The organism is Bradyrhizobium sp. Ai1a-2 (genome assembly GCF_000426245.1).
GTDB lineage: Bacteria > Pseudomonadota > Alphaproteobacteria > Rhizobiales > Xanthobacteraceae > Bradyrhizobium.
Map to the genome: position 1 here is coordinate 222,661 of NZ_AUEZ01000001.1, position 26,573 is coordinate 249,233.

The 26,573-nt window shown below is 62.5% G+C and carries 21 protein-coding genes; 5 read left to right on the top strand and 16 right to left on the bottom strand.

Annotation, left to right across the window (positions count from 1 at the left end; all coding sequences use genetic code 11):
• Positions 1 to 15: 15 nt before the first annotated feature.
• The 5 genes from K288_RS0101025 to K288_RS0101045 form a co-directional block, all read right to left on the bottom strand.
• The gene (locus K288_RS0101025) at positions 16 to 723 is read right to left on the bottom strand and encodes an ABC transporter ATP-binding protein (RefSeq protein ID WP_027577906.1); all 708 of its coding nucleotides are present in this window, start codon (positions 721 to 723) and stop codon (positions 16 to 18) included.
• The gene (locus K288_RS0101030) at positions 710 to 2,488 is read right to left on the bottom strand and encodes a branched-chain amino acid ABC transporter ATP-binding protein/permease (protein ID WP_043159053.1); all 1,779 of its coding nucleotides are present in this window, start codon (positions 2,486 to 2,488) and stop codon (positions 710 to 712) included. Before K288_RS0101030 ends, K288_RS0101025 begins: the two co-directional genes overlap by 14 nt.
• Positions 2,485 to 3,420, bottom strand: a complete 936-nt coding sequence (locus K288_RS0101035; protein WP_027577908.1) for a branched-chain amino acid ABC transporter permease — start codon at positions 3,418 to 3,420, stop codon at positions 2,485 to 2,487. Before K288_RS0101035 ends, K288_RS0101030 begins: the two co-directional genes overlap by 4 nt.
• Positions 3,421 to 3,532: 112 nt before the next feature.
• Entirely contained in the window at positions 3,533 to 4,987 is a 1,455-nt protein-coding gene (locus tag K288_RS0101040; protein WP_244443004.1) for an MmgE/PrpD family protein, read from the bottom strand.
• The gene (locus K288_RS0101045) at positions 4,960 to 5,853 is read right to left on the bottom strand and encodes an NAD(P)-dependent oxidoreductase (RefSeq protein ID WP_027577910.1); all 894 of its coding nucleotides are present in this window, start codon (positions 5,851 to 5,853) and stop codon (positions 4,960 to 4,962) included. The genes K288_RS0101040 and K288_RS0101045 overlap by 28 nt, the downstream gene beginning before the upstream one ends.
• Before the next feature lie 196 nt (positions 5,854 to 6,049).
• On the opposite strand from K288_RS0101045, the gene K288_RS0101050 reads away from it, so the two are divergent.
• Positions 6,050 to 7,411, top strand: coding sequence for an MmgE/PrpD family protein (locus tag K288_RS0101050; RefSeq protein ID WP_027577911.1), 1,362 nt, complete (start codon positions 6,050 to 6,052; stop codon positions 7,409 to 7,411).
• Positions 7,408 to 7,791 (top strand): carboxymuconolactone decarboxylase family protein, encoded by a 384-nt coding sequence (locus K288_RS0101055; protein WP_027577912.1) that lies wholly within the window; start codon positions 7,408 to 7,410, stop codon positions 7,789 to 7,791. The genes K288_RS0101050 and K288_RS0101055 overlap by 4 nt, the downstream gene beginning before the upstream one ends.
• Positions 7,792 to 7,882: 91 nt before the next feature.
• Here K288_RS0101055 and K288_RS0101060 read toward each other — a convergent pair whose 3' ends face one another.
• The 8 genes from K288_RS0101060 to K288_RS0101095 form a co-directional block, all read right to left on the bottom strand.
• On the bottom strand, positions 7,883 to 8,239 hold the full coding sequence (locus tag K288_RS0101060; RefSeq protein ID WP_027577913.1) for a YbaN family protein: 357 nt from the start codon (positions 8,237 to 8,239) through the stop codon (positions 7,883 to 7,885).
• 145 nt (positions 8,240 to 8,384) lie between these two features.
• On the bottom strand, positions 8,385 to 9,380 hold the full coding sequence (locus tag K288_RS0101065; RefSeq protein ID WP_027577914.1) for an FAD:protein FMN transferase: 996 nt from the start codon (positions 9,378 to 9,380) through the stop codon (positions 8,385 to 8,387).
• 10 nt (positions 9,381 to 9,390) lie between these two features.
• A complete protein-coding gene (locus tag K288_RS0101070; RefSeq protein WP_027577915.1) occupies positions 9,391 to 9,942 on the bottom strand; it encodes a nitrous oxide reductase accessory protein NosL in 552 nt (183 codons plus the stop codon).
• A complete protein-coding gene (locus K288_RS0101075) occupies positions 9,939 to 10,772 on the bottom strand; it encodes an ABC transporter permease subunit (RefSeq protein ID WP_027577916.1) in 834 nt (277 codons plus the stop codon). The genes K288_RS0101070 and K288_RS0101075 overlap by 4 nt, the downstream gene beginning before the upstream one ends.
• On the bottom strand, positions 10,769 to 11,689 hold the full coding sequence (locus K288_RS0101080) for an ABC transporter ATP-binding protein (protein ID WP_027577917.1): 921 nt from the start codon (positions 11,687 to 11,689) through the stop codon (positions 10,769 to 10,771). Before K288_RS0101080 ends, K288_RS0101075 begins: the two co-directional genes overlap by 4 nt.
• Positions 11,686 to 13,083 (bottom strand): nitrous oxide reductase family maturation protein NosD, encoded by a 1,398-nt coding sequence (locus tag K288_RS0101085; RefSeq protein ID WP_027577918.1) that lies wholly within the window; start codon positions 13,081 to 13,083, stop codon positions 11,686 to 11,688. The genes K288_RS0101080 and K288_RS0101085 overlap by 4 nt, the downstream gene beginning before the upstream one ends.
• Positions 13,084 to 13,085: 2 nt before the next feature.
• Positions 13,086 to 15,032, bottom strand: a complete 1,947-nt coding sequence (nosZ, locus tag K288_RS0101090; RefSeq protein ID WP_027577919.1) for a TAT-dependent nitrous-oxide reductase — start codon at positions 15,030 to 15,032, stop codon at positions 13,086 to 13,088.
• Positions 15,025 to 17,250, bottom strand: a complete 2,226-nt coding sequence (locus K288_RS0101095; protein WP_244443005.1) for a NosR/NirI family protein — start codon at positions 17,248 to 17,250, stop codon at positions 15,025 to 15,027. Before K288_RS0101095 ends, nosZ begins: the two co-directional genes overlap by 8 nt.
• Positions 17,251 to 17,478: 228 nt before the next feature.
• Between K288_RS0101095 and K288_RS0101100 the strand changes: the two genes are divergently transcribed.
• Positions 17,479 to 18,360 carry a ferritin family protein gene (locus K288_RS0101100; RefSeq protein WP_027577921.1) on the top strand — a complete coding sequence of 294 codons (882 nt, stop codon included), beginning with the start codon at positions 17,479 to 17,481 and terminating at the stop codon, positions 18,358 to 18,360.
• A 63-nt stretch (positions 18,361 to 18,423) separates the two neighbouring features.
• On the opposite strand, the gene K288_RS0101105 is transcribed toward K288_RS0101100, so the two are convergent.
• Both K288_RS0101105 and K288_RS0101110 read right to left on the bottom strand, forming a co-directional pair.
• A complete protein-coding gene (locus K288_RS0101105) occupies positions 18,424 to 19,185 on the bottom strand; it encodes a slipin family protein (RefSeq protein ID WP_027577922.1) in 762 nt (253 codons plus the stop codon).
• Positions 19,182 to 20,579 carry a nodulation protein NfeD gene (locus K288_RS0101110; protein WP_027577923.1) on the bottom strand — a complete coding sequence of 466 codons (1,398 nt, stop codon included), beginning with the start codon at positions 20,577 to 20,579 and terminating at the stop codon, positions 19,182 to 19,184. The genes K288_RS0101105 and K288_RS0101110 overlap by 4 nt, the downstream gene beginning before the upstream one ends.
• Positions 20,580 to 20,940: 361 nt before the next feature.
• Here K288_RS0101110 and K288_RS0101115 point away from each other — a divergent pair, with 361 nt between their 5' ends.
• Both K288_RS0101115 and K288_RS0101125 read left to right on the top strand, forming a co-directional pair.
• Positions 20,941 to 23,706 carry a winged helix-turn-helix domain-containing protein gene (locus K288_RS0101115; RefSeq protein WP_244443006.1) on the top strand — a complete coding sequence of 922 codons (2,766 nt, stop codon included), beginning with the start codon at positions 20,941 to 20,943 and terminating at the stop codon, positions 23,704 to 23,706.
• A gap of 349 nt (positions 23,707 to 24,055) precedes the next feature.
• Positions 24,056 to 25,678, top strand: coding sequence for a GMC family oxidoreductase N-terminal domain-containing protein (locus tag K288_RS0101125; RefSeq protein ID WP_084799437.1), 1,623 nt, complete (start codon positions 24,056 to 24,058; stop codon positions 25,676 to 25,678).
• 117 nt (positions 25,679 to 25,795) lie between these two features.
• Here the strand turns inward: K288_RS0101125 and K288_RS0101130 are convergent, their stop codons facing one another.
• Positions 25,796 to 26,317: a GNAT family N-acetyltransferase gene (locus K288_RS0101130; RefSeq protein ID WP_027577926.1), complete on the bottom strand. Its 522-nt coding sequence runs from the start codon at positions 26,315 to 26,317 to the stop codon at positions 25,796 to 25,798.
• Positions 26,318 to 26,573: the final 256 nt, after the last annotated feature.

Consider the following 26,573-nt stretch of genomic DNA (forward strand, 5'->3'; position numbering starts at 1 on the left):
TTGTTCGTTGGCTCGTCACATGCCGAGATAGGCTTTGCGCACGCGATCGTCGGTGCGCAGGGTTTCGTTGTTGCCCTCGAGCACGACGCGTCCGGCTTCGAGGACATAGCCGTGATCGGCGGATTCCAGCGCCTCCGCCACGCGCTGCTCGACCAGCAGCATGGTCAGGCCGGACTGCTGGCGGATTTCGATCAGCCGCTCGAAGATGAAATCGGCGGTCGATGGCGCAAGCCCCATCGAGGGCTCGTCGAGCATCAGCAGTTTTGGCGAGGAGGCGAGCCCGCGCCCGATCGCGAGCATCTGCTGCTGGCCGCCGGACAGGGTGCCCGCGAATTGGCCGCGGCGCTCCGCGAGCACCGGTAGCCACGCGAAGATGCGTTCGATGTTCGACGCCCAGTCGCGCCGGCCGCTCTCGGTCATCGCGCCCATTTCCAGGTTCTCCATCACCGTCAGCGAAGGGAAAACCTGCCGGCCCTCGGGGACGTGCGCGATCCCAAGGTGGGCCCGCTGCGCAGGCGGGACTGCGAGGAGGTCGACACCGTTAAAGGAGATTTCGCCGCCGCTCGGCTTCAGGATGCCGGAAATGGTCTTGAACAGGGTGGTCTTGCCGGCGCCGTTGGGTCCGACGATGGCGACGAACTGACCTGCATCGACATTGATGGACACGCCGTTCAGGACGGGCTTTGCCGAATAGCCAGCGCTCAATCCCTCAATGCGGAGCATGGGCCATCCATTTCTTGCCGAGATAGGCCTCGATCACCCGGTTGTCGCGCGTGACCACCTCCGGCTCGCCCTCGGTGATGACGGCGCCGTGGTCGAGCACGAGGAAGCTGTCGACCAGGCGAACCATCGCCTGCATCGTGTGCTCGATGATGGCGATCGTCATGCCGTCGCGGGCAAGCTGCTGGATCACAGCCACGACCTCGTCCGCCTCGCCATGGCCCAAGCCTGGAAGCGTCTCGTCGAGCAACAGGATGCGCGGCTGGCCCGCGAGTGCGCGAGCGAGCTCCATCAGCCGCAGTTCCTTGGTCGAAAGCTCGCCGGCGATGCGGTCTGCCACCGCGGAGAGGCCGACGCGCGCGATCGCGTCGGCGGCGAGCTTTCGCGCCTCTTCGTCCGTTCGCGCGCGCACATAGGCGCCGACCACGACATTGTCGAGGATCGACATGCGCAGGAATGGACGCATGACCTGGAAGGTGCGGCCGATGCCGGCCTCGCAGATCGTGTGCGGCCGCTCGCCGGACATGTTGCGGCCGTCAATCAACACTTCGCCCTGGTTCGGTCGCAGGAAGCCGTTCAGGAGATTGAACAGCGTCGTCTTGCCGGCGCCGTTCGGGCCGATGATGCCGAGGATTTCGTTCTTGTGCAGTTTGAAGCTGACGTTCTGGACGGCTTTCAAGCCGCCGAACGAGCGGGATAGGTTCCGCACCTCGAGCACAACTTCGCCGGTTGCGGCACGCTGCCGGGCTGGCCGCGGCGCCGCCACGGTTGTTGCCGGGGCATGCGACTCGTCCAGCGTTGCGGTCGCTTTCGGCGCAAGCCGCTTGCGCAGGAGATCCCGCAATTTCCAGAACAATCCTTCCGGGGCGACCAGGATGACGCAGATGATGGCAAAACCGAAGATCACGCCCTGAATGCCGGGGAAACGCGCGCCGGCTTCGGCGTGCAGCGTCTCAGCCAACGGGATCAGGATCACGGACCCGATGACAGGGCCCCAGACGGTGCCGACGCCGCCGAACATGGCAACCGTCAGCGCCTGCGCGGACACCAGCATCCCGAACACCGACTGCGGGGTGACCACCAGGAGCACCTGCGCATAGAACGCGCCGATGGCGGCGGCGACCGCACCGCTGAGCGTGATCGCGCGCAGTTTCCAGGCCAGCGTATTGATGCCCGCGGCTTCGGCCGCGGCCTCGTTCTGCTTGATTGCGAGCAGCGCCATGCCGAAGCGGGAACGCTCGATGACCCGTGTCAGCAGGATCGTGGCGAGCATGATCGCCAGCGCCAGTAACGTGTAGAGCCGGGGATCGGCAAATTGCATATAGGCGATCGGGGCGTCGCGCTTGATCGGGAGCGTGACCTCCTGGAAGCCGAGCCACTCGAACACGTAGAGAATGGCGAGCGGATACGCCAGCATTGCCAGAGCGAAATAGTGGCCTTGCAGGCGAAAAGTCGGAAATCCTATCAGCAGCCCGGCAATGCCACCGAGCATTGCGGCGACCGGAATCAGAAGCCACGGCGACAGATCGAAGTAGATTTGTCCGAGCGCTGTCGTATAGGCGCCGATGCCGAAAAAGGCTGCGTGCCCGAACGAGATCAGTCCGGTGTATCCGCTCAGCAGATTCCAGGACAGCCCGAACACCGCCCACACCGGCACCAGCGTCAGAACCAGTTGATAGTACGAGTTGGTGACGCTGAGCGAGATCGCCGCATAGGCGATCGTGAAGACGAGGGCAGGGACCAGCGAGCGCAATTGGGGCACGGTCATGTCCTCTCGACCATGCGCCCGAAGAAGCCTTGCGGGCGGAAGAAGATGATGAGGAGGAACACGACAAAGATCGCCGCGTTCTGCAACTGCGTCGGCAGGATCAGCGTCGACATCTGCTGGACCAGCCCGATCGTCATGCCACCCCAGAAGGCGCCGATGATGCTGCCCATGCCGCCGAGAACGACGCCGGCGTACATGACGATGACGTATTCGAGCCCGACGAAGGGATGGAACGGGTAATTGGTGGCGAGCAGGCCGCCTGCTATCGCCGTGATGCCGGAGCCGAGCGCGAAGGCGGTACGGTGCGCACGATCGACGTCAATGCCCATATAGGTCGCAGCGGTCGGATTGTCGGCGGCGGCGCGAAGCGATTTGCCGATCCGCGACCGTGCGATCAACAGCGACAGCAGCGTCATGATCAGCAGCGAGACGACCGCGTCGATGCCGCGCGCTTTGTTGATGAAGATGCTCATGTCGAAGAATGGGCCGAGTTCCCAGGCCGAACTCGACAATGGCGTGCGGATCGAAGCCAGCACCGATCCGAAGATGATAAGGCCGCCGTTCTGGAGGATCAGCGCAATGCCGAGCGTCAGGATGAGCTGGGCGTAGTGACCTTCACCCTCGAGCGAGGCGGTGCGCGTACCCGACACATGCGAAATCAGGGTAAGGTGGACAAAATAGCCGAACAGCGCGAGCACCGGACCGGCCAGCAGGATCGCAATGAATGGCCCGACAGCATTGCCGAAGACGGCCTGGACGCCAGCGGCGGTGAACAGGTAAAAGGCGACATACATGCCAAGCATCATGAAATCGCCATGGGCGAAGTTGATGACCCGCATGACGCCGAAGATCAGGCCAAGCCCGACGCACATCAGGCCGTAAACGGCACCGATGAGCAGACCTGCGGCGAGCGCTTGCAGAAATCCTTCCATCAGCAAGGTCTCCGCGGGGCAGGGACAGGGCAGGTCTGCCGGCAGTCCCTTGTCGTCGCTGCAACGCTGGTCTCCCGGTCCGCCATTTCACCTCCGCAATATCAGGCGTTTCCTATGATGCCGACCACAAAATCCGCTCCGGCGATTCCAGCCGGCATTGCGCCGCAATCACGCTGGCATCGCCAAGCTGCTCGCAGCCATCGACGAATTGTTCGAGGCGTTGCGCGCGATCTTCGCCGATGACGCGCGTTGCCGCAGTTCGAAAGCGAGTGCGAATATCTGTAGACGTAGCCGGAACCACGTCGGCCAGAGCGTGTCTGATCGTCCTTCCGTCACGCAGGAGCACGGTCACTTCCGCGCCTTGCTTGCCGGGGAAGGAGGCGGTGAAGCCGGGATCACTCCGCAGGCTGGTTGCTGCAACGAGATGGAGGATTTCGGGATCGTCCAGCGCCGCGTAGTTCTCTTCCTCGATCTCGCCGCGGGCAAGCGTTGCTGCGACGCTGAACGGAATGCTCATCTTCGCCTGGAGTGCGTTTTGGTAGGGCCCCTTCGAGTCGCATCCGGGATAGCGAACGGCAGCATCCGGAGCGCGGATGACGATGCGGTCAACGTCATCCATGCTGGCGAGTTCGTGCGAGGCTCGGAGTGCAGCCTGTGCTGCGGTTTGGGCAAAATTGCAGGCCGGTGCCGGTTTGTTGTAGACGGCCATGATCTCGCACTCGCCGGCGGCGAAGAGTTCGATGCTGACGGGCGCTGTCTCGCGCCGATAGGCGGCGAACAGGCCGGCTTCGCCTTCGAGGATCGTCTCCGACCCAAATGCGCCGGCTGCGGCGAGGCCTATTGCCTTGATCGCGTTGCTCGCAGCGAAGCCAGGATGAAAATACATGTCCGAAGCGCCGGTGTGCGGCCACTGGTTCAGACCACTCGAGGTATTGGCGGCGATTGCCATGGCGCTGGTCGCGGCGTCTTCGGATAGTCCGAGCGCATAGCTTCCGGCCAGCGCCGCACCAAGCGGCGCAACCAGTCCCGTCGGGCGGTAGAGGCGTGCGAGGTCGGACGTAAGGAGAGCGCGACCGATGCGTGCGCCGGTCTCGTAACCGATGATGGCGGCAGCGAGCAGGGTTGTGCCACGCAGCGGCGCCTGCTCCGATAGCGCCAGCAGGGTTGGCCAGATCACGACGCCATGATGCGATATGCTGGCGGCATGCATGTCTTCGCGCACCAGGCCGTGTCCCATCACGGCGTTGGCGAAAGCGGCTTCAGCCGCCGAGGCAAGGCGCGAGGTACCGATGATGGTTGCGCCGTCGCCGGTGGCGTGCGCGATCGTAACTGCCTGACGGCTCCAGGGATGAGCGCTTGCTTCGAAGGCGCAGGACAGGAAATCGAACAGGCAGAGCTTTGCCTTCGCGATCACATCGGGGCCGAAATCCCCGAGATCAACGGCAAGCGCGGATCGCGCCATCTGCCGCGCGAGCGATGCCTTGCCGGATCCGGTCGGGCCGATCGTCATCGCGATCGCTGCTCCTTGAAGCGTTGTGATCAGCCGCGCATCTGCACTCCGGCCCATTCCTCGACCACCTTGGCGATCGAGGTGAAATCGGATGCGGCGCCATATTTGGCGTTGGTAATCGCAAGCATTTGCCGCACCACGGCACCACACACCATGGGCACGCCCATGGCTTCAGCTTCGTCGACGCACAGCCGGACGTCCTTGTAGGAGAGGCCGGTGGTGAAGCCGAAATCGAAGCTGCCGGGCAGCACCGAACGAGGGAATTTGTCTTCGGACGCGCTGTTGCGGCCGCTACTGGCGTTGATGATATCGATCAGGACCTTGGCATTGACGCCGCCCTTCACGCCCATCGCCATCGCTTCGGATGTGATGACCAGAGCCGCCGCTGCCATCAGATTGTTGGCGAGCTTGGCTGTCTGCGCAACGCCGGGCTTGTCGCCGGTGTAGAACAGCTTGCCGAAATTCTTCAGGATCGGCTGGACGGTCTCATAGGTCGTCTGCGGGCACGACACCATCACCGCCAGCGTGCCGTTGACGGCACCCTTGATGCCGCCACTGACGGGCGCGTCGACCAGCGTCATGCCTTTTGCTTTCAGGCCCTCTGCCACGAGCTTGGCCGTGCCCGGGCCGGTGGTCGACAGATCGATGACGATTCGCGCGCGGCTTCCGCTGCTGATCCCATCCGGACCGAGCGCGACCGCCTTCACAATGTCGGGAGTGGGTAGGCTGGCCAGCACGATATCCGCGCGAGAGGCGACATCGGCGGGCGATTTGGCCAGGTGGGCACCGCGCTTGACCAGTGGCGCCGTCGCTTCGCTCTGTGTGTCGTAGACGACCAGCGAATAGCCTGCGTCCATCAATCGCCCTGCCATGGGGCCGCCCATGCGGCCCGTGCCAATGACGCCGAGCGTCTCTCCCGCCATCGTTCACTCCCGTGCCGCGCGTTTCCAGGACGAACGCGCTTGTTGTTATCGTCGCTTGTCGTCGTCGAGGCAGCGGTTCCTGCTCCCGCGGCCTAACTGTTCGGATTGTCAGTCAATCTGTCAAGCAGAACATTTTGTGGTCGACAGTCGGCCGCAGGTCGGCTTAAGGTTTCGGAAAAACGAGGAATGCGCTCAGGTGCCACAAGAAAGGGTTTCAAGCGTCAGCCGGACGCTCGGCGAATTCATCGCCGCAGCATCATGGGCGGATGTTGCGGAGCAGGGGCATCATGCCAAGCGGTCAATTCTCAATTTCTTCGCAACCGCACTGGGCTCTGCCCACGATCCGGCGGTAACGACGGCGTTGCGAACGTTGTCGCCGTTCAGCGGTTCTCAGACGTCGACGATCATCGGCCGTTCAGAGCGGCTCGATGCCCTGTGCGCGTCATTCATCAATGCCATCTCCGCCAACCTGCTCGACTTCGACGACACCCATCCCGAAACCATCATTCATCCGGCTGCGCCGGTCGCGGCTCCGGTGCTGGCACTTGGACAAGCGCGCCGGTTGCCGGGACGCGATGTGTTGACGGCACTCATTCTCGGCGTCGAGGTCGAGTGCCGCATCGGCAACGCGGTCTCGCCGCGGCACTATGCGCGTGGCTGGCATATCACCTCGACCTGCGGGATATTCGGTGCGGCCGCGGCTTGCGCAAAGCTGCTGGGACTTCCAGTAGATGGTATTGCAAGCGCGGTCGGGATCGCTGCGAGCCAATCGGCCGGCAATGTCGAGAACCTGCCGACTGCGGCCAAGAATGTGAGCGTCGGCAATGCGGCGCGGAACGGGCTTTTTGCCGCGCTGCTTGCGGAGCAGGGGTATGAGGCCGCGCCCCGCGCCATCGAAGGGCCGCTGGGCTGGGCCTGCACCATGGGCGACGAACCTGATCTCGAACGTCTGCTCGGCGGCCTCGGCAACACCTGGGAGATCGCAAGAAATACCTACAAGCCCTATCCGGCCGGCATCGTGTTCCATGCCGTCGTCGACGCTTGCTTCCGTCTTCGCGATCGAATCGGCAAGCGAACCGATCACATCGATTCTGTGACGGTGCGGGGCTCCGCATTGTTGCTGGCGCGCGGCGATCGGCCAGTCCACAACGAGCGCGATGCGCGCGTGAGTATCCATCATTGCGCGGCATGCGGCTTACTGATCGGCGCGGCCGGCATTGCGGAATTTGCGCACAAGACGGTGTTCCGACCTGACGTCGCGCAATTGCGGCAGAAGGTAACGGCTGAGCTTGACGACACGATGCCCGATGGCGCGGCCCGGGTGAGTGTGCGCCTCGTGACCGGCGAAGTCTTCACTGAGACCGTCACGTCGCCACGGGGCAGTCTGGTCGATCCGCTCACCGATCGCGATATCGAGGCCAAGCTGCGCGCGTGCGTGCGGACCGGCGGAAGCGATTGGGACGCGGACGGCGTTATCGAGGCCGTCTGGCAAATCGATGAGCTCGATGACATCTCCGAATTGATGCAACGCTCTCCAAACCTGAAAGGACGATCATGAGCAAGAGCGAGTTGTTCGAAAAGGGCCTCAAAGTTCGCAAGGAAGTGCTCGGCGAGGACTACGTCAACAAATCTATCGCGGGCTCCGACGAATTCACCCGGACGATGGCGGAATGGTCGACCGAGTTTTGCTGGGGTGCGCTGTGGACGCGGCCTGGACTGGATCGTCGAACCCGCTCGATCGTGAACCTGGCGATGCTCGGCGCGCTCAATCGGCCGCATGAACTGAGGCTTCACGTCAAGGGTGCCCTCAAGAATGGGCTGACCAAGGACGAGATCAAGGAAATATTGCTGCAGGTCGCCGTCTACTGCGGCGTGCCCGCCGGCATCGACGCGTTTCGCAACGCGCGTGATGCGTTCAATGAAGTCGAGACGAAGTGATCTTCAGGGGGCTCGTCGGCCCGCCTCTTGGGCGATGGCCGACGGGCGATCCTGGGATAGCAAAGCAACGCAAGCGTCTTAGCGTTCAAGTTCAGTGCGACGGTCTGGTGAAGACGTAGACCAGACCCACAAGCATGAGCACTCCGACGCTTGCCATGAGGAGCGGGCCGGGCGCGGCTCCGATCCAGAACAGCAGGAATCCGAGGCTCATGCCGGCAAGCGCCAGCAGCTTCGCTCTCAGGGGGATGGCGCCGTGCTCATGCCACGCACGCAGCGCCGGCCCGAAGCGGGGATGGGAGAGAAGCCAATTTTCGAGCCGTGGTGAAGATCGTGCGAAGCAGGTCGTCGCAAGAATGAGGAACGGCGTTGTCGGGAGCACCGGCAAAAATGCACCGACAAAGCCGGTGGCGACGAAGATAAAACCGAGAACGAGATAAACGCGACGCATCGGCCGCAACCACCATGCAGGAGTAGGTCTTGTGACGGACGCCGAGCTTATCATAGCCCTGGGGTCCTTGATGTACTCGGAGAACGTCGGCAGTTTGAGCGAGCCGGCAGCTAGCCCGCTGGGCGAAAGGGCCGGATCCGGTGCGTTACGCGGCCAGATCAGACGCATGTCCGCGCGTATCGATGAGGTGTACCCGCTCGATCTTCGCAGGCACAAGCAGGGACTGAATGCGCGGCTCCATCATGAAGCTGAAGGCGGTGGACATTGCATCGGCGGCGGTCGCATCGGCGGCGACAGTGGTCACGCTACAGTAGCGTTCGGCGCAGCCACCACTCGACGGGTCGAACAGGTGGTTGAAGCGACCCTCGGCATCGAAACAGAAGCCGTAGCTGCCCGATGTCGATACCGCCCGGTCGACGATCGGAATGACTGTTGCGGTGAGGCCGACCGAATCGGGGTCCGCAATCCCGATTTCCCAGGGCTGCCCGTCCGGACGCGGTCCGATTGCGCGGCTTTCGCCCATGTCGACGAGACTGCACGCGATACCCTGCGCGCGCAGGAGGTCGACGATCCTGTCCGTGACATAGCCTTGCGCGATGCCGTTCAGGGTGATCGCAGCACCGCGCGGCATCGCAATGCGGTCGCGGCTGATGTGAAGCCGGTGGTAGCCCACATTTGCGAGGGCCGCCTGCACGTCGGCCGGGGCCGGACCGTTGGGATCGGCGTGGGCGCGCGAGAAATGATCGGCATAGAGACGCCACAGCGGCTGCACGGTCGGATCGAACGCCCCGTTCGTCAGCTCGGCGTAGCGCACGGAGATTTCCAGGAGGTCCACGAGTTCGGCAGCAGGATCGACCAGCACACCCGTCCGGTTCAGTTCGACCAGGGCGGAGTCTTCTCGATAGAGGCTGAACAGCCGCTCGAGCCGTCGCGCTTCCGCGCAGGCCGCCGTGATCAGGCGTTCGGCTTCCTGCGGATGTTCGTGATGGATCTTCATGGTGGCGACGGCGCCGAGCATCGTGCCGCGCCAGGTGTGAAGGTTGGTGTCCGCCTTTGCTCCGCGTCCGAAAGGAACCAGGGAGAGGCCTGCCGCCGCGGCGCTGATACGGATGAAGCGGCGGCGCGACAACGTCTCGGCCATGAACTCCTCCTCAATTTATCGAGCCAGGCGCGGATGCCTTGTCATCCGGCGCCGCGCTGGTCTCGCTCGATCCCAGCACGTAATCCCGCGGCACCTCGTTGAAGCCAACGATCCGCCCACCGTTTTCGGCGGCAAACTTTTCTGCAGCACCGCGGTCAGAGAACGGCACGGCCTCGGCGCCGCCCATTCCGCCCTGGATGCGGCTGCCGATCACGAACAGCGCCTTGCGCGCCTCGACCCAATTGTCCGCGCCAGGCTTGTCCCAGCTCGGCGCTTTCGCCATGTCGGAGACATAGATGGCCTGGATGTCCTTGGGCTCGTCCGGCAACATCGTGAAGGCGATGGCATCGCGTGCCGAGGAGAACCAGACCGGTTCGATCAGGCTCGCGGTCAGGATCTGTCCTTTCGGCCCCGGATGCTCAAGCACGTTCATGCCGCAATAGCGGCCGATCGCCTCTGCCGTCATCGCATGTGGTGGCGGCAGCGCGGCCTGCTGTTTTTCGTTGCAGCCCGCGAGCAGGATCAGCGCAAGCAACGCATGGACAACAGCAATATGCTTCATAGCTCCCTCCGGGAGAACGACAGGCTTGCGGCTATCAGTGGAATAAGCGTCCACAGCGCGAGCGCCGCCACGAGGATGCGGACGGACAATGTCGCGCTGCCGGCAAGCCCTGCCATGCCCGAGAACGCGCTCACATTGGCAAAGCCGGTCAAATTGAGGAGTCTGTAGATGTCGGTCGGATTGAGGAGGAGCAAGGTGTTGAGAACGGAGCCCGACATGTTCTGACCCCTGTCCAGGACGAGGAGGCCAAGCAAGGCCATGTCGTAGACCAGCACGAGCAACAGCCACAGGCCGATACAGACGCCCGCGGCGGTGCCGCGGTCGCGCACCAGCGCGCTGACCCAGTAGCCGATCGCAATGAACACCGCTCCCAGCAGCACGGAGGAACCGATCATGGCGATGAATGCTGCCAGGCCCTCGCGATCCATTTCGCTGCCCGTTGCCAACAAGGCTGCCACCGCCGCTCCGTAACCAAAGCAGGTCGCGAAGGCGAGCACGGCGAGGTGGCCGCAGAATTTGCCGACCAGCACCTGCCAGCGGGCGACCGGGTAGCTCAGGAGCAGGAGCATGGTGCCACGTTCCATGTCGCCGACGATGGCATCGTGCGAGATCAGGAGCGCAATCAGCGGCACCAGGAAGATCGTAAGGCTCGAAAGACTGACGATGATCACATCGAGAGGACGCGCGCCCACATTGCTGCCGCTAGGTGCGCTGCCAAGGAAGGTCAACGACAATGCCAGCGCTGCCAGCAGCAGCGTTGCGGCAAGCACCCAGCGGTTGCGCACGGCCTGGCGGATTTCCTTGGCGGTAATGGTCAGAACGGCATTCATCGCGGCCTCTCCGCCGATCTTAGAAAATGCGCGTAGAGTTCGTCGAGGCTCGGCGACATCACGTCGAGATCCTCAACCGGAGTGCCGGCTGCGGTCAGGCGGCGCAACAGATCGATCTTTTGCTCCGGTGGCGCATCGATCTCGATAACGTGGCCGTTGAGCCGCCGGCATGGCGCGGATGTGGGTAGCCAGGCCGGTACCTCGCCGGGAGCAAGGTCGGATATTTTGAGCCGGATCCGGGTCGGTAGCTGCGCCAGCCGCCTCAGCTCATCGAGTGAGCCGTCGGCGACCTTGACCCCGCGGTTCATGATGATCACGCGTCCCGCCCGTTCCTCGAGCTCGGTCAGCGCATGCGAGCAGAGCAGAACCGTGGTGCCTTCGGCCGCAAGCCGCTGGATCGCGTCATAAAAGGTCTGGCGCAGTTCCGGATCGAGACCGGTGGTCGGCTCGTCGAGCAAGAGCAATTGTGGCCGTCCGATCAGCGCCTGTGCCAGGCCAAGGCGCTGGCGCATGCCCTTCGAATAGATTCCGACGCGCCGGTCGGCGGCTGCGCCGAGCCCGACGACGTCAAGCAGTTGCTCTGCCTTTGCGATCGGCTCCTGCTTCAGTCTGGCATAAAAGCGCTGCGTCTCGCGGCCGGTCAGCGTGGCATCGAAGGAGACGTTTTCCGGCAGGTAGCCGAGCCTGCGTCGCGCCGAAAACTCACCTGCGGCGGGATTCTCGCCCAGAACACGGATCGAGCCGTGCGTCGGATGAATCAAGCCCAGCATCAGCTTCATCAGCGTGGTCTTGCCGGCACCGTTGTGACCGATCAGGGCGACCATTTCGCCTTGGCCGAGCTCGAACGAGGCGCCGGACACTGCATCGATGCGCCCATACCATTTGCCGACCTCCGCAATTCGTACCGTGCTGGTCATGGCCGAATTCCTTCCGCAAGCTTGCGGCGTGTCGGCGGCGACATCAGCGGATGGCCGTCGACGACGCCACCAGGCAGTAGCGCGGGGAATTGCGCCTGCGCCCACCGGAGCACCTGCACGGCGGGACTGTTGATCAGCACTTTTGCGGCCGGCGCGGTCCACAACACCCGGTCGATCAGGTCGTTGGGCCGATACGCCGTGTCTGCGATGCCGTCGCCATTGAGATCGAAGGCCGGGTTGTCGCTCCAATAGTTGCCGCGCCCGCCTTTCGACCAGTCGAGATAGCGGGTGCCGACATATTTGACCTGGTTGGCATTGTTGATGAATGCATTGCCGGTGATGGCATTACCTTCGGAACCTGCAGTGAAATGCACGCCGATTTCGCACCCTTCGAACCAGTTGTTCTCCAGCCGGCTGTTGTTGGTGTTGTAGATGAATACGCATTTTTCCGGGCCGACGCGCGGCCCCTTGGCCTGGCTTGCCTGTGCGGCGCTGCCGGCGTCCATCTGCGAAATGCCTTCCTCGGCCGCACGGCTGTCTGACGTCGCCCAGCGCTCGGCCGGCTGCAATCCGCCGATCACGGCATTGCCAAGGATCTTCGAACCGTTCGCAGCGTTGAACAGGATGCCGCGATCCCGATCGTGGTCGGAAACATTGTCCCGAACGACGAGCCGGTTGGAGAACATGAACGCGAAGCCGATGGTATTCCCGGTCGAGACATTGTTCGTGATCTCGCCGTCATTGGCGTACATGTAGTGGACGGCGAAGCGCAGGTCGCTGAAGCGGTTGCCGCTGAACAGATTGTTGCGGCTCGAGATGACGAAGATGCCATCGCGCCCATAGCGGAATTCGTTGTCGATCACCTTCGCCCCGGGAGCATTCCATACCGAAACGCCATTGCCGGCCTCGCTGACGCGTGCCTGGCGCAAGCCGGTGATGCGGTTGCGGCGAACCACGGCATCGGGAGCCCCGTGCACATAGACGCCGAACAGATTGTCCGCGATAAGGTTGTCCTCGATGACAGCCTCGCGCGCGGACTGCTCGACAAAAATGCCGGAGTCCATCGTCTCGAGCGAACGTCCGGACCCGCGTACTTCAATGCCGCGCACCACGGTGCCGGGGGCGGTGACAGTCACAACGCTGCCCTGGCGAGATCCCGCGACGACGGCTCCGTTTTCGCCGGCAAGCGTCATGCGGCGGGCGATCCGCAACGGTCCGCGATAGGTGCCGGCGGAGAGGCGCACTTCATCGCCTTCCGCCGCCTGGTCGAGCACGGCCTGCAGGTCACGGACCTCCGGCGTTACGGCAAGCTGAGCTGCCGATGCGTGCGCGACAAGGCTGGCGGCGGCAAGCGCCGCCAGCCCGAACCGCGCCATATGGTGTGTCGTCCGCACCATCACACGTTTCGCGGATGCACCAACATGCGCCCGCGCATTTCCATGTGCATGGCGTGGCAGAACCAGGTGCAGAAGTACCAGTAGACACCCGGCTTGTCGGCGACGAACGTCACCGACGACGTCTGCTGTGGGTCGATCTCCATGTTGATGCCATAGTTGACGATGCAGAAGCCGTGGGTCAGGTCCTCGACGTCGTCGATGTTGGTGATATAGACGGTCACCTCGTCGCCCTGATTGACCTCGAACTTGTCAAGCGCGTAGGCCGGCGCGGCGGAATACATGTAGACCCGCACCTTGTTGCCGTCGCGGACGACTTTGGCGTCGCTTTCGAGTTTGACTCCGTCCGCGGCCGCCTGCTTGCGCGCGTCCTCGAAGAACGGGTCGTCGCGCTTCCAGATGCTGAGAACGCGGCCGTCGAGCTTCGAGCGATGAATGATCACGGCGTCATGCGGCTCGGCGAAGCTCGGGCCGTCATGGACGAGGCGCATGCGGTCGCCGGAGATGTCGATGAGCTGATCGTTCTCGGGCTTGAGTGGACCGACATTGAGGAAGCGGTCCTTGGAGAACTTGTTCAGCGACAGCAGCCATTTTCCGTCGGCCTCCTTGGTCTCGCCCATCGAGGAATGGTTGTGGCCCGGCTGGTACTGCACGTCGATCTTCTGGACGATCGGATTGACCTTTTCGCCCTTGAAGGCTCGCTTGGCGAGATCGATGTTCCACTTGCACACCTGGCTGTCGAGAAACAGGGTCGTATAGGCATTGCCCCTGCCGTCGAAGGCCGTGTGCAGCGGGCCAAGTCCGAGTTCGGGCTCGGCGACGATGACATCGCGCGGCTTGATCTTGTCGTCGAAGAGCTGGTCGAGCAGGCGGACGTCGATGACGCTGACCGTCGGGGCCAGCTTGCCGTTGGCGACGACGTGAATCCCATCAGGTGCGGTGTTCAATCCGTGCGGGCTGTTGGAGACGGGAACGTAGCGTGTGTAAGGCGAGCCGTGTCGCCCGTCGATCACGGGCACGCCGTTCATTTCCTTGTAGTCGCCTTTCTTGACCGCCTCCTCGATCCGCTTGATGTTGAAGACGGTGACCCAGTCCTGCTCGCTTGCGGTCATTTCGGCGAGCGTCACGCCCTTCTCGGAATTGTAGCAGGTCGCGAACGCATATTTGCCCTGATAGTCAGCGTCGGTATTGTCGAGGTTGCCGTCGACCATCACCTGCCAGGCGATCTTCATGGTGTCGCCGTCGACGGCGGAGAAGATCGACCAGTATTTGCTCTTGTCGTCCAGCACCTTGCCATCGTTCGGCAGCGGTACCTCGTATTCGCCGTTGCAGAACACATATCCGGTGCGAGGATATTTTTGCACGCGCATGCCGTGGATCGTGTACTGGTTGGGAAGCTCGATGATCTTGTCGCACTTCATGATGTCGGTGCGAATGCGGGCGAGGCGGGTATTGGCCTTGTCGTTGATGAAGACGTAGCGCCCGTCATAGGTTCCGTCCGTGAACGACATATGCGGATGGTGGCAATCGCCGTTCATCCAGATTCCAAGACGGTCCTTGAGCCGCTCGCGAGTCTCCGGCAGCAGGCCATCGATCATGATCTTGCGGCTCTCGTTGGTCTGGCCCCAGCCGGTGGCGCTGCAGCGGTTGAACACGGGAATGCGCATCAACTCTCGCATCGAGGGCATGCCGACGATGCGGAGCTCGCCGGTCTGGCCGCTCGAGAAAAACACGTAATATTCGTCGAGCTCGCCAGGCGCGACTTCCGACTTCAGCCCACCGGCACGCGCCGGCGCCGCCTTGGTCTGTGCCGCCGCCGGTTCGGGCGCAAGACCCCTGCCGAGGCTCAGTCCACCCGCGATGCCGGCAGCGCCGATCGCTGCTGTTCCCACGATCTGACGACGGCTGATCGTCGTCGACTTGTCGTCGTCATGTTTCTCACTAGCCATGTTCGTCTCCTTTGTCTGAACGGCTGGTTGGAGCTTGTGACTGCGCGGTGGCGAGCACCGGCACCGGCTTGCCGGCGTGCGTGATGACCGTCTTCGGTCCGCTTCCGCCGGCGCGCATCGAAGGTGATGACATGGCCTGGAACTTCTCGCGCTTGAGCCGCATCTGGATCATGTGCGGGCAGCGCTGATCGTCGTAGTAGAGCTCCTGGCAGTGCATGCAGTAGATGCATTCGTTGACGTTGATGTGCCCCTCGGGATGGATCGATTGCACAGGGCAATCCTTGGCGCAGCGCTGGCAGGGCGAGCCGCACTCCTTCCAGCGGCGCAGCCATTCGAAGGTCCGAATGCGGCCAGGAATCGCGAGCGCAGCGCCGAGCGGGCAGAGGTAGCGGCAGAAGAAGCGCTCGATGAAAAGGCCGATGACGAGCAGGGCGCCCGCATAGGCGACAAACGGCCAGCTGCGGGCGAATTTCAGGATGATCGCCGTCTTGAATGGCTCGACTTCCGCGAGGGTCTCGGCAAGCGCTACGGAGTAGAGCGAGAGGCCGAACAGGGCGAGAAAGATGACGTACTTGATCGGCCATAGACGTTCGTGAAGGCCCCAGGGCACCGTGATCTGTGGGACCTTGAGCCATTTCGCGGCTGTGTTGGTGAGCTCCTGCAGCGCGCCGAAAGGGCACAGCCATCCGCAAAACGGACCGCGCCCCCAGAACAGAAGTGCGGCAGCGGTTGCGGACCAGAGAACGAAGATCAGCGGCGCGGCAAGAAAGAACTCCCAGTGAAAGCCGGTCACCAGCGCGTTGGTGAAGGTCACGACGTTGACGACGGAGAGCTGCGCGTTGGCGTACCAGCCGAGCCAGATCAGCACGAAGGCAAGATAACCCCGGCGAACCCAGGTGTAGAGCATCGGCCGTCGCACCAGGATGTTCTGAAAGAAGAAGATAGCGGTCAGTATGATCAGCGCGATCGCCGTGATCGCGATCGAGGTTGGCTGAGAGCGCCAGATCCGCATCCATAGCGGTTCTTCGTCAGCATCCGCTGGTGCAGACACCTGTGAGCCGGGAGAGGGGGTCTGCGTCTCGGGCGCGCTGGAGGGCGCCGTTACCGCGCGCTGTTCGGATCGCAGGTAGCGATCGGGCAGATTGTAGTCGAGATCGAAGGTGAGGAACGCCTTGTCGCGGCTGCCGAAGTTTCTTTGCACGAGCAACTGCAGTTCCCAGGGCTGCGTCGGGTCGAGCGTGAATTCGGGCGGCGTGATGAACAATCCGATCTCGCGGAAGTCCGGTGCGCCGTCGGCGGCAAGCGCACCCAGGCGCGTGTGATTCCGGTCGCGGAAGCGGGTGCTGGAGCCTTGCTGCAGGATTTCGACCCGGTCGAAAATGCCGCCGCGCACATAGGCCGAACCCTTGAAGGAATAGACACCGTCGCCGGCAATCATGATCGCCTGCTGTCCCGGCTGCAGGCTCTCCTTCAGCCTCTCGTAGGCGTCATCGCCGAGCAAGCTGCGGCCGATCGTCGGGGCGCTGGCGAGCGCGACATAGAGGTCGATGAAGGTATCGCTAGCGTCGCCTGCTTCAGGGTTCTCTGCGGCAGCCGTGTTTCCTGACTTCGCGAATGCATCATTGACCTCGCCGATCGTCAGGTGCAGCCGCCGCACCGATCCATCGCCGACAAGGCTGGCCCAGTCACGAATTTCGCCTTTCCCGAGGTCAAGCGTCTTGGTGGCGGGCGGCGAGACCGCCACGGCGCTTCCCCCGCCAATTCGTCCGGTCCGGATCAGTCGTACTGCGGAGCGCACGATGCTGTCGCTCATGACCAGCACGGTCACGGTCGCGCCGCTGATGATGTCGACCTGCGGCGACCGTTCCGCGCCTTGCGCGATCGGCCTCATATCCTTGCCGATCAGGCTGTTCACGGCGGCGACGATACGCGGCTCCGGAATTCCGATAAGGACGATCGGCTCCTTGTGGTCGACGAGTTTCAGACCCCTGACGATGCCGTCGGAATCGATGCCGACCAGGATGTGGATCGGCTTGCCCGAATAACCGATCGAATTGGCGAAATCCGAGTTGAGATAGACAAAACCTTGCAGCTGGTCGCCGCGATAGACCGGAACAATCGGCGGGTCGCCCTGCGGCGGTCCGAATCGATCCGCACCTGTGAAGAAGTCGCCGGGTTGGGCTTTTGGCAGATAGGTGGCCAGGTCGCTCGCTGCCAAGGCCGCGTTTGTCCAGAGCGCGATGCCGACTGCAACGATGATAGCCAGGGCGGCCACTCGGCGCAGACGATGACACGCTGAACTGAGACAAAGGGGCGTCGGTGCTGACAACCCTAAAGGGATCACCGATCCAACCACCGGAATTTGACTCCTGTTCCGACCGGCTGTCTAGTCGCATTTGGGACGCGCGAATTTGTTCTGGATCAAACACAGCTATGCAGGTGGCTCATGCTGCTGACGCGAGCATTGCTTTTGAAAAACGAACCGGCAGGGACCTTGCAGTCGCTGGATGAGCTGTTCGCGCTTGCCAACGCGATGGAGAAGGAGGCGGCCGATCGCTATTCGGAGCTTGCCGAAGAGATGCGGGCGCAGGACAAGGATGATCTTGCGGCGGTCTTCGCGCAGCTTGCGGCCGCCGAGCAGGAGCATGTCGATAGTGTGACACGCTGGTCGCTGTCACGTCGTGGCAAGGCACCTGATCCGGCGCTGGTGCGCTGGGATGCGCCGGAAACTTTCGATGACGAGACCATGGCGGAGATCAAGGCGTCGCGGTTGACGACACCTTATCGCGCCCTGGCGATGGCGGTGCGCAACGAAGAGCGCGCGTTTGCCTTCTGGTCTTATATCGCGGCGTTCACCGGCGATCCCGAGATCAGGAAGGCCGCCGAAGTTATGGCACGGGAGGAGCTTGCGCACGTGGCGACCCTGCGCAAGGAACGCCGCAGCGCCTATCGCCGCGAGCACAAGGAGCGCGCGGGCGAGGCGGCCGCTCAGGTGGATGCCGGCGCGCTGGAATCCGCTCTGGCTGCGCGGCTCGCGGACCTCGAGGCGCGCATTCTAGGACGTTCGCAGAGCCGCGCTCGCGAGCTTCGCGAAGAGGCCGAACTGATGTCGACCCGTGCCGCCGGATTCGGATCCTTTCCTGCAGCGTTGCAGGGAGCTGATGCCCAGACCATCGCCGAGGCTCTGACCGACGCCTATCTGGACGGTGCCGAACGCTCGGACGATCCGGCGCGTCTCGAGCTCCTGCAGATGCTGGCCGAGCGTGCCATCGCCCGGCTTGCCTGGCTGCGCAGCCTGGAGCCTGCTGTCGGGGCCAAGGCGCGATGATCTTGGAAACGTTCATCGCGCTTGAATCGCGGGTTCGTAGCCCCTTCAGGCAAACGACCAAAGTCACGCCGACTCCTTCCGCAGACCAAGGTGGTCAAACAGATTCATCGGGAGCGGAAACACCACGGTCGAGGACCGTTCGCCCGCGATGTCGTGCAACGCTGCGAAGTAGCGTAGCTGCATGGCCTGCGGCTCCTGGGCGAGGATCCGGCCGGCTTCGACGAGCTTTTCTGCGGCCTGCTGCTCGCCCATCGCATTGATCACTTTGGCGCGCCGCAGCCGTTCCGCCTCGGCCTGCTTAGCGATCGCGCGCACCATGGTTTCGTTGAGATCGACATCCTTGATCTCGATTCCAGTGACCTTGATGCCCCAGACGTCGGTCTGCTTGTCGAGGATTTCCTGGATGTCGGCGTTTAACCTGTCGCGTTCTGCGAGCATCTCGTCGAGTTCGTGCTTGCCGAGCACCGAGCGCAGGGTGGTCTGTGCGAGCTGGCTGGTCGCGGCCATGTAATCGCCGACCTTGATGATCGCGCGCTCGGGATCGACGATGCGAAAGTAGAGGACGGCGTTGACTTTGACTGAGACGTTGTCGCGCGAAATCACGTCCTGGGGCGGCACGACTTGCACCATCACCCTGAGATCGACTTTCACGAGTTGCTGCACGACCGGAATGAGGATGATGAAGCCCGGGCCCTTTACTCCGGTGAAACGGCCGAGCGTGAAGACGACGCCGCGCTCGTACTCCCGCAGGATGCGAATGGCCTGCGAGAAGAAAATGATGACGAGCAGCGCCAGCGCTGCATAGACCAGGTACTCAAGCATCATGATTTACCTCCTTCGCCGGTCGGGGCTGGTGCGCGCCGCACCATCAGCGTCAGATCGACGATATTGGCGACCTCAACCATGTCGCCCGGTTTGAAGGTTTCGGCGCCGCGCGCCTGCCATCGCTCGCCGTGCGCAAAGACGTGACCTTCGTTCTCGGACCAATCGAGAACCTGGGCAGACAGGCCTCGCATGGCCTGCGCGCCGACCCGCACCGGACCGCGGCGAGCGCGCCGAAGCGAGCCGAGCACGATGAGAACAAGGCCGATGAACATCGCAACGACGATGGCGATGAGTGGCCACGACAGTCGGTAGCCGGGCGCTTCGACCCTGAAGAGCATAACCGCTCCCAGCACAAAGGCGATGACCCCTCCGAGGCCGATCACGACAGTCGGGTTGAATGCCTCGAAGGTGAGAAGCGCGATTCCGACCAGCATCAAGGCGAGGCCGGCGTAGTTGATCGGCAGCAAATTGAGGGCATACAGGCCGACGAGGAGGCAGATCGTGCCGACGACACCCGGAGCGACAGCGCCGGGGGACATGAATTCGAAGATCAGCCCGTAGATGCCGACCATCAGGAGCACAAACGCGACGTTTGGATCGGTGATGACCGCCAGGAAGCGGGATGTCCATCCGGGATCGATGGTCTCTACGACGGCATCCTTCGTCGCCAGGCGCTGCGTCTTGCCACCTGCAACCTCGACGACGCGACCATCGACCTTGGCGAGCAATTCCGCCGGATCACGTGCGATGAGATCGATGACGTGTGCCTCCAACGCGCCGTTGGCTGAGAGGGTGGCGGCTTCGCGGACCGCCTTCTCGGCCCAGTCGACATTGTGGCCGCGCAGTTCGGCGAGGCTGCGGATGTAGGCGACGGCATCGTTCGTCACCTTTGCCGTCATGGCATCCTTTGGCTCAGCCTGACGGTCGCCATCCTTCTTGTCTTTGCCGTCCTTGTCGGGTGTACCGCCCGGCAGACCCGGGATCGGACCGCCGATCTGCACCGGCGTCGCGGCACCGATATTGGTGCCCGGCGCCATTGCGGCGATATGGGTTGCATAGAGGATGTAGGTCCCGGCGCTTGCGGCATGGGCTCCGGAGGGGCCGACGTAACCTATGACGGGAACGGGCGAAGCGAGCACATCCGAGATGATTTCGCGCATGCTGGTGGTGAGACCGCCCGGTGTGTTGAGACGCAGAATGACGACTTCGGCGCGTCGTTCCGCTGCCTTGACTAGCGCATCCTTCACGTAGCTGGCCGACGCCGGTCCGATCGCACCATCGAGCGAAACCGTCAGTGCAACACGACTGCTCTCCTCCGCTGAACCGGGAAGGAGGGAGACAACCAGAGCGACGACTGTAATCGCCGCAACGAAGGCCGCCTTTACGGTCTGCACGCCAAGAACTCCCTTGCTGAAAATATGGGGTTCCGTTCCGGAACCTCAATGGCCATGGACCACACGCGCGCATGTCGTTGTGCAGCGCGATGCGGCGCTCGCTTCCATTCTCACAGAGGCTGAACCGTTTGAGCGCGGCAAACTCCAGACGAAGCGGACGCCGCGCAGTTCTCACCTGGTTCTCGCCTGGGTTTGTTTCTTTCGACCGGACTGGTGATAGGCTGGTGGCCTGGGTGGAAACGTAGAAACTTGCTTGGGGCTTCTCTAGATGACGGCCGGATCAGGCCAGCGCCCCGTCTATGCATGCGCGGGATGGGAAATCGATCTTGCCAGACGGGAATTGCGCTCTCAGGGAGGACCCGTGCCGTTGGGGGGACGGGCCTTTGAAATCATTGCGGAATTGGTCCAGGCCGAAGGCGAACTGGTTTCCAAGAATGATTTAACCAAGCGGGTTTGGCGCGGGGTCTTCGTCGAGGAAGGCGCGCTTCGCGTGCACATTGCGGCGATCCGCAAGGCCTTCGGTCAGGATCGCGACATGCTGGCCACGACGGTCGGCCGGGGATATCGCCTTCTGGGATCATGGCAGATCCGGCATGTCGATGCACCGGCGCAGCCAGTCGCGCCCCAACTGTCGCCGTCGACCAACATTCCAGCCGCGACGTTCGATCTCATCGGTCGCGCGGCCGCGATCTCTCATCTGTGGGAGCTGCTGTCAGCCTATCGAGTTGTGAGCCTTGTCGGGCCTGGAGGGATCGGCAAGACGGCGCTGGCGCTGCAGGCGGCCAGATCGCCGCCGGCCGGCTTGACGGCTGACCGGTTGCTCATCGAACTGGCCTCGCTTTCAAATCCCGAACTCGTGCCTTCGGCAGTTGCCGGCGTACTCGGTATCAAACTGGAAGGCGAAGAGATTTCCGCAGAGGCCATCGCGCAGGCCATCGGCGGCCGGCAATTGCTGCTCGTTTTCGACAACTGCGAGCATATCATCGGCGCCGTAGCCAGGCTGACGGAGACGATCGTCAGCCGCTGCCCTGACACTACCATTATCGCGACCAGCCGTGAGGCCTTACGCATCGATGGCGAACATGTCTTTCGCGTGCCTGCACTGGAAGTGCCGCCTGAGCCTCTGCTCGCGGTGGACGCGATATTCGAACACACTGCAGTCGAACTGTTCATGACAAGGGCGAGGGCGCAGGGTTCGAGCTTCGAGCGCGACGAGGAGAATCTTGGCGCGATTGCCGCCATTTGCCGCCGGCTGGACGGCATTCCGCTCGCGATCGAGTTTGCCGCGGCACGTGCGGCGATGCTTGGCCCGCCCAAGATCGCGGCGCTTCTGGACGACAGATTCAAATTCCTCACGACCGGCCGGCGCACCGCGCTGCCCCGGCAACAAACCCTGCGCGCGACACTCGACTGGAGCTATGACCTGCTCCCGGAGGCGGAGGCGCGGGTTTTGCGGCGGCTCGGCATATTCGCCGGAGACTTCCTGCTTGACGCGGTGATTGCGGTCGCTGGTGAGCAGGAGAGGGGCGAAGTCACCGACCACCTTGCCAACCTGGTGGCAAAATCCCTTGCCGTTGCCGACATTCGCGGCGACCGGCCGCACTACCGCCTGCTGGATACGACGCGGGCTTACGCGCTGGAAAAGCTGCACGGTTCAGGAGAATTTGCCGACGCCGCGCGCCGTCACGCGCAATATTATCGTGGCTTCTTCGCCAATGCTGAAGCCGAAAGCGAGTTGAGGCCCCAAGCGGAGTGGCTTGCCAACTACGGCCGGCACATCGACAATGTGCGTGCCAGCCTTGATTGGGCATTCTCGCCCGGCGGCGATGCGCAGATCGGCGTCGCATTGACCGCGGCCGCGGTGCCCCTGTGGGTGCAACTGTCGCTGCTCGCAGAGTGCCGTGAGCGCACGGAGTTGGCGCTGGCAAAGATCGATGACACCGCCGCCGGCGCATCGCGCCTGCGTATGCAACTGTCGGCGGCTCACGCCTGGTCGCTGATGTATGGCGTCGGCAGGGCGCGGGAGGCCGGTCCCGCCTGGGCCTTGGCGTTGCAACTTGCGGAGCAACTCGGCGACGCCGATTATTTGCTGCGCGCGCTGTGGGGGCTGTGCATCGATCAGTTCAACAATGGCCAGTTCCGCAAGGCGCTGGAATTCGCGCACCGCTTTGCCGAGGTCGCGGGTGGCTCGAGCAACTCCGTCGACTTGATGATGGCTGACCGGCTACTCGCCACCACGCTGCACTACCTCGGCGACCAGAACCTTGCGCATCATCACATCACGCGAACCTTGTCGCGCCTTTCGGATCTATCGCCAAAGCCGCAGGTGATCCGCTTTCGCTTCGACCTGCGGGTATCGGCGCACTATTTCCAGGCTCGCATCCTGTGGCTCTTGGGGCTTGCCGACCAGGCCTTGCGCGTGGTCGAACACAACGTCGAGGAAGGCCGAGCTAGCGGCCATGCCCTGACATTCTGCAGCGTGCTGGGGCAGGGCGCCTGTCCGATCTCTTTCCTTGCCGGCGACCTCGATGCGGCGGAACGTTACTGCGCGCTTCTGATCGAGCACACCGAGCGACACCCGATCCGGCTATGGAATTTGTGGGCGCGCGCCTTCAGGGGCATGGTGATGGCAAGGCGCGGCGGCGTTGCCACGGGATTGCCGGTGCTGCGAAAAGCGCTCGAACTGGCCGGCGAAGCGCGATTCCTGCCACGCTTCCTGCTTCCTCTGGGTGAATTGGCAATTTATCTCGGCGAGACCGGTGACGTCGCGCAGGGGCTTGCCGCTGTCAATGAGGCGATTGAGCACTGCGAGGCGAGGGACGAGCGGTGGTATCACGCCGAACTGCTGCGCATCAAGGGCGAGCTGTTGCTCCACGCCAGCGAACATCGCTCCGCTGTCGCCGCCGAGCAGTCCTTCGACAGGTCGCTCCAGGTGGCGCGTAGCCAGGGCGCGCTGTTTTGGGAGCTGAGGACGGCGATCAGTGTTGCACGATTGAGATCCAGTCAGGACCGCCCTGCGGACGCGCACCATACGCTTGCCTCTGTGTACGAAAAGTTCACGGAGGGTTTCGAGACAGCGGACCTGAGAAGCGCAAAAGCAATGATGGCGCAGCTTTCGAGCGACTGAGCCGCCTCGCTGCGACCCACGTCGTTCAGATCTACGACGTCGCGCGCTATCTGCATCGTACGATTTTGAGAATGAGCGGCATCTCTGACGATTGCGTCCCGGTGTCATCGCCGATCCGTAGCTGAAGCGCCGATTGATCGGTCACGGCTGCATTCCGATTATACTGGTTACAACGGTAGCTTAAAAGTCGGATCGGAAACGGTTGCGCAACCAAATGATCTGATGGTCATCATATTGATAGACGGCGGCGTCCTCATGAGAAGCGCTCGCGTCCAACACGCTGACGACAATCGAAGCATGGCAGAGCATTTGCGGAGCGGCGCCGCAGCCGGACAAAGAGGTAATGCACATGAACAATGAGTTTTCAGAGGTTGTCAGGGTGAATCAGCAGCGGCTTGGTGCGAACTTACGACAGCACTATGATTTCATTGTGTGCGGATCCGGATCTTCAGGCTCGGTCGTCGCGCGACGTCTCGCCGAAGACGAAAATGTGAGCGTTCTTCTGCTCGAGGCTGGCGGTGAGGACGATCATCCAAGCGTAACTGAAGCCGGTGCCTGGCCAACGAATCTTGGAAGTGAGCGGGACTGGGGTTTTAAGGCAGAGCCAGATGCCCGTCTGAATGGCCGTTCCATCCCTTTGTCCATGGGGAAGGTGTTGGGTGGCGGATCGAGCGTCAACGCGATGATCTGGTCGCGCGGCCATAAGAGCGATTGGGATTTCTTCGCATCCGAGGCTGGAGATGAGGCCTGGAGCTATCAATCGGTGCTAGGTATCTATCGTCGAATTGAGGATTGGCATGGCGCTCCCGATCCGAAATATCGCGGCACGGGCGGTATCGTCTTCGTTCAGCCGGCACAAGACCCCACCGCGACAGCGCCGGCAATACTCGAAGGGTGCCGATCGACGGGTATTCCGATTTTCGAGAATCAGAACGGTCGCATGATGGAGGGTGAAGCCGGCGCGTCCATCATGGACGTACGGGTGCACAATGGAAAACGCCAATCTGTGTTCCGATCATATGTCTTTCCTTATATGGATCGGCCGAATCTGACGGTACTAGCCCACGCTGTTGTCAATCGTATCGTCTTCGACGGCAAACGAGCGGCCGGAATAGAAATCTCTCACCTCGGCGCAATCCGCCGCATTGATGCAGGCTGCGAAATCGTCCTCTCCTGCGGCGCGTTTCACACGCCCACGATTCTCATGCAATCCGGTATCGGAGACAGGGGCGAGCTCCAACGGTTTGGAATCCCGCTGGTGCAGCATCTCCCAGGTGTTGGAGCGAATTTTCAGGACCACGTCGGCTTCGATTGTGTCTGGGAGACCTACGAGCCTCTGCCGCGTCGTAACAACGGCGTGGAGGCAACATTCTTCTGCAGAAGCAGTTCGGAATTGGACTATCCCGACATTCAGGTTTGCGTTGGCTCTGTTGCGAAGACGAGCGCCGAGAACGCAGCGAGATTCTCTCCGCCGTCCAACGCCTTTACGCTGTTCGGAGGTCTGGTGAGGCCAAGGAGCCGAGGGAGGATTCGGTTAACCGGTTCGCATCCGGGCGATCCGCTCCAGATTGAGGCAAACTTCCTGTCCCATCCCGATGACATGAAGGCGGCCATTACCTGCGTCGACGTATGTCGAGAGCTCGGTAACTCCGCGGCGATGAGGCCATTTAGGAAGCGAGAAGTCCTGCCAGGCGACCTCAACGGTGAAGACATGGAAGATTTCATCCGAGATGCCGCCAGTACATACTGGCATCAGACATGCACCGCCAAGATGGGACGTGATGACATGTCCGTCGTTGATGCCAAACTCAACGTGTATGGAATTGACAGGCTTCGTATCGCCGATGGATCCATCATGCCGCGCGTTACGATCGGAAATACGATGGCACCGTGTATCATCATCGGAGAGCGCGCCGGGCACATACTGCAATCCAAGTACGGACTACGGGTAAGCCTGCCGCGGACTGCGTGAGTAGAGAGAAGTGACCGGATGATCTGATTGATGGGATCCGTTTGAGCATGATCTCCGCGTAAACGCTTCGCGTTTGTCGCCAGGGGAAAACGGGGTTCTACGTTTTCGGATCATGCTCTATTTGAGCTTCAGTGCCAAATGGACCGTCTGCGGGTCTCGCTGCGAGGCCGGCTTGAAGCCGAATTTTCCGAACACTCTCAGCATCGCGGCATTTTCAGGTAGGACCTCCGCAGTCAATTCTTGCAGCCCGGTGTCACGAGCGATCTTGACGAGGTGACGCATCAGGATCGAGCCGATGCCGTGTCCTTGCCAGGCATCGACGACCACGAAAGCCATCTCTGCTCGCCCGGGCTCGAACACAATATATCGGCCGCCTCCGACGATCGCCGGTCCGTCAGCTTCCTCAAGGAGTGCGACAAGCGCGACATGATTTCTGAAGTCAATGTCCATGAAGAAGGCGCGCTCCTTCTCCGAGAAGCCGCGCTTCACCGCGAAGAAGCGGCGTTGCAGGGATTGCGCGCTCGCCCGTCCGACCGCGGCGAGCATGTCTGCCTCATCCTCCGGTCGAAGTGATCGGATCTCGATCTGGCTGCCGTCGTTCAGACGTTCGAGCGCCGTATAAGTTGCGGGTTCCGGCATCCGGTGCCTCTCATTGCAACCTGCCGTTCGGGGGATCGGGATGTTTGATCTAGATCAAGCCGCGCTACGCGGCAGCATTCAGTCACCGGCACTCAAGAGTCGTACGAATCTAGGTGGGCCGCGAGGCGCGGCTCACTCAGGCCGGCCCTCGCAACGGACTTGGGCCATCCCGATCTGGATCGCCCGTTAGTTGGGGCTGATGATGCAGGCTCCGTCGCGACGGCTCCAGACGAACCATCGGTAGCATGGAGGACGG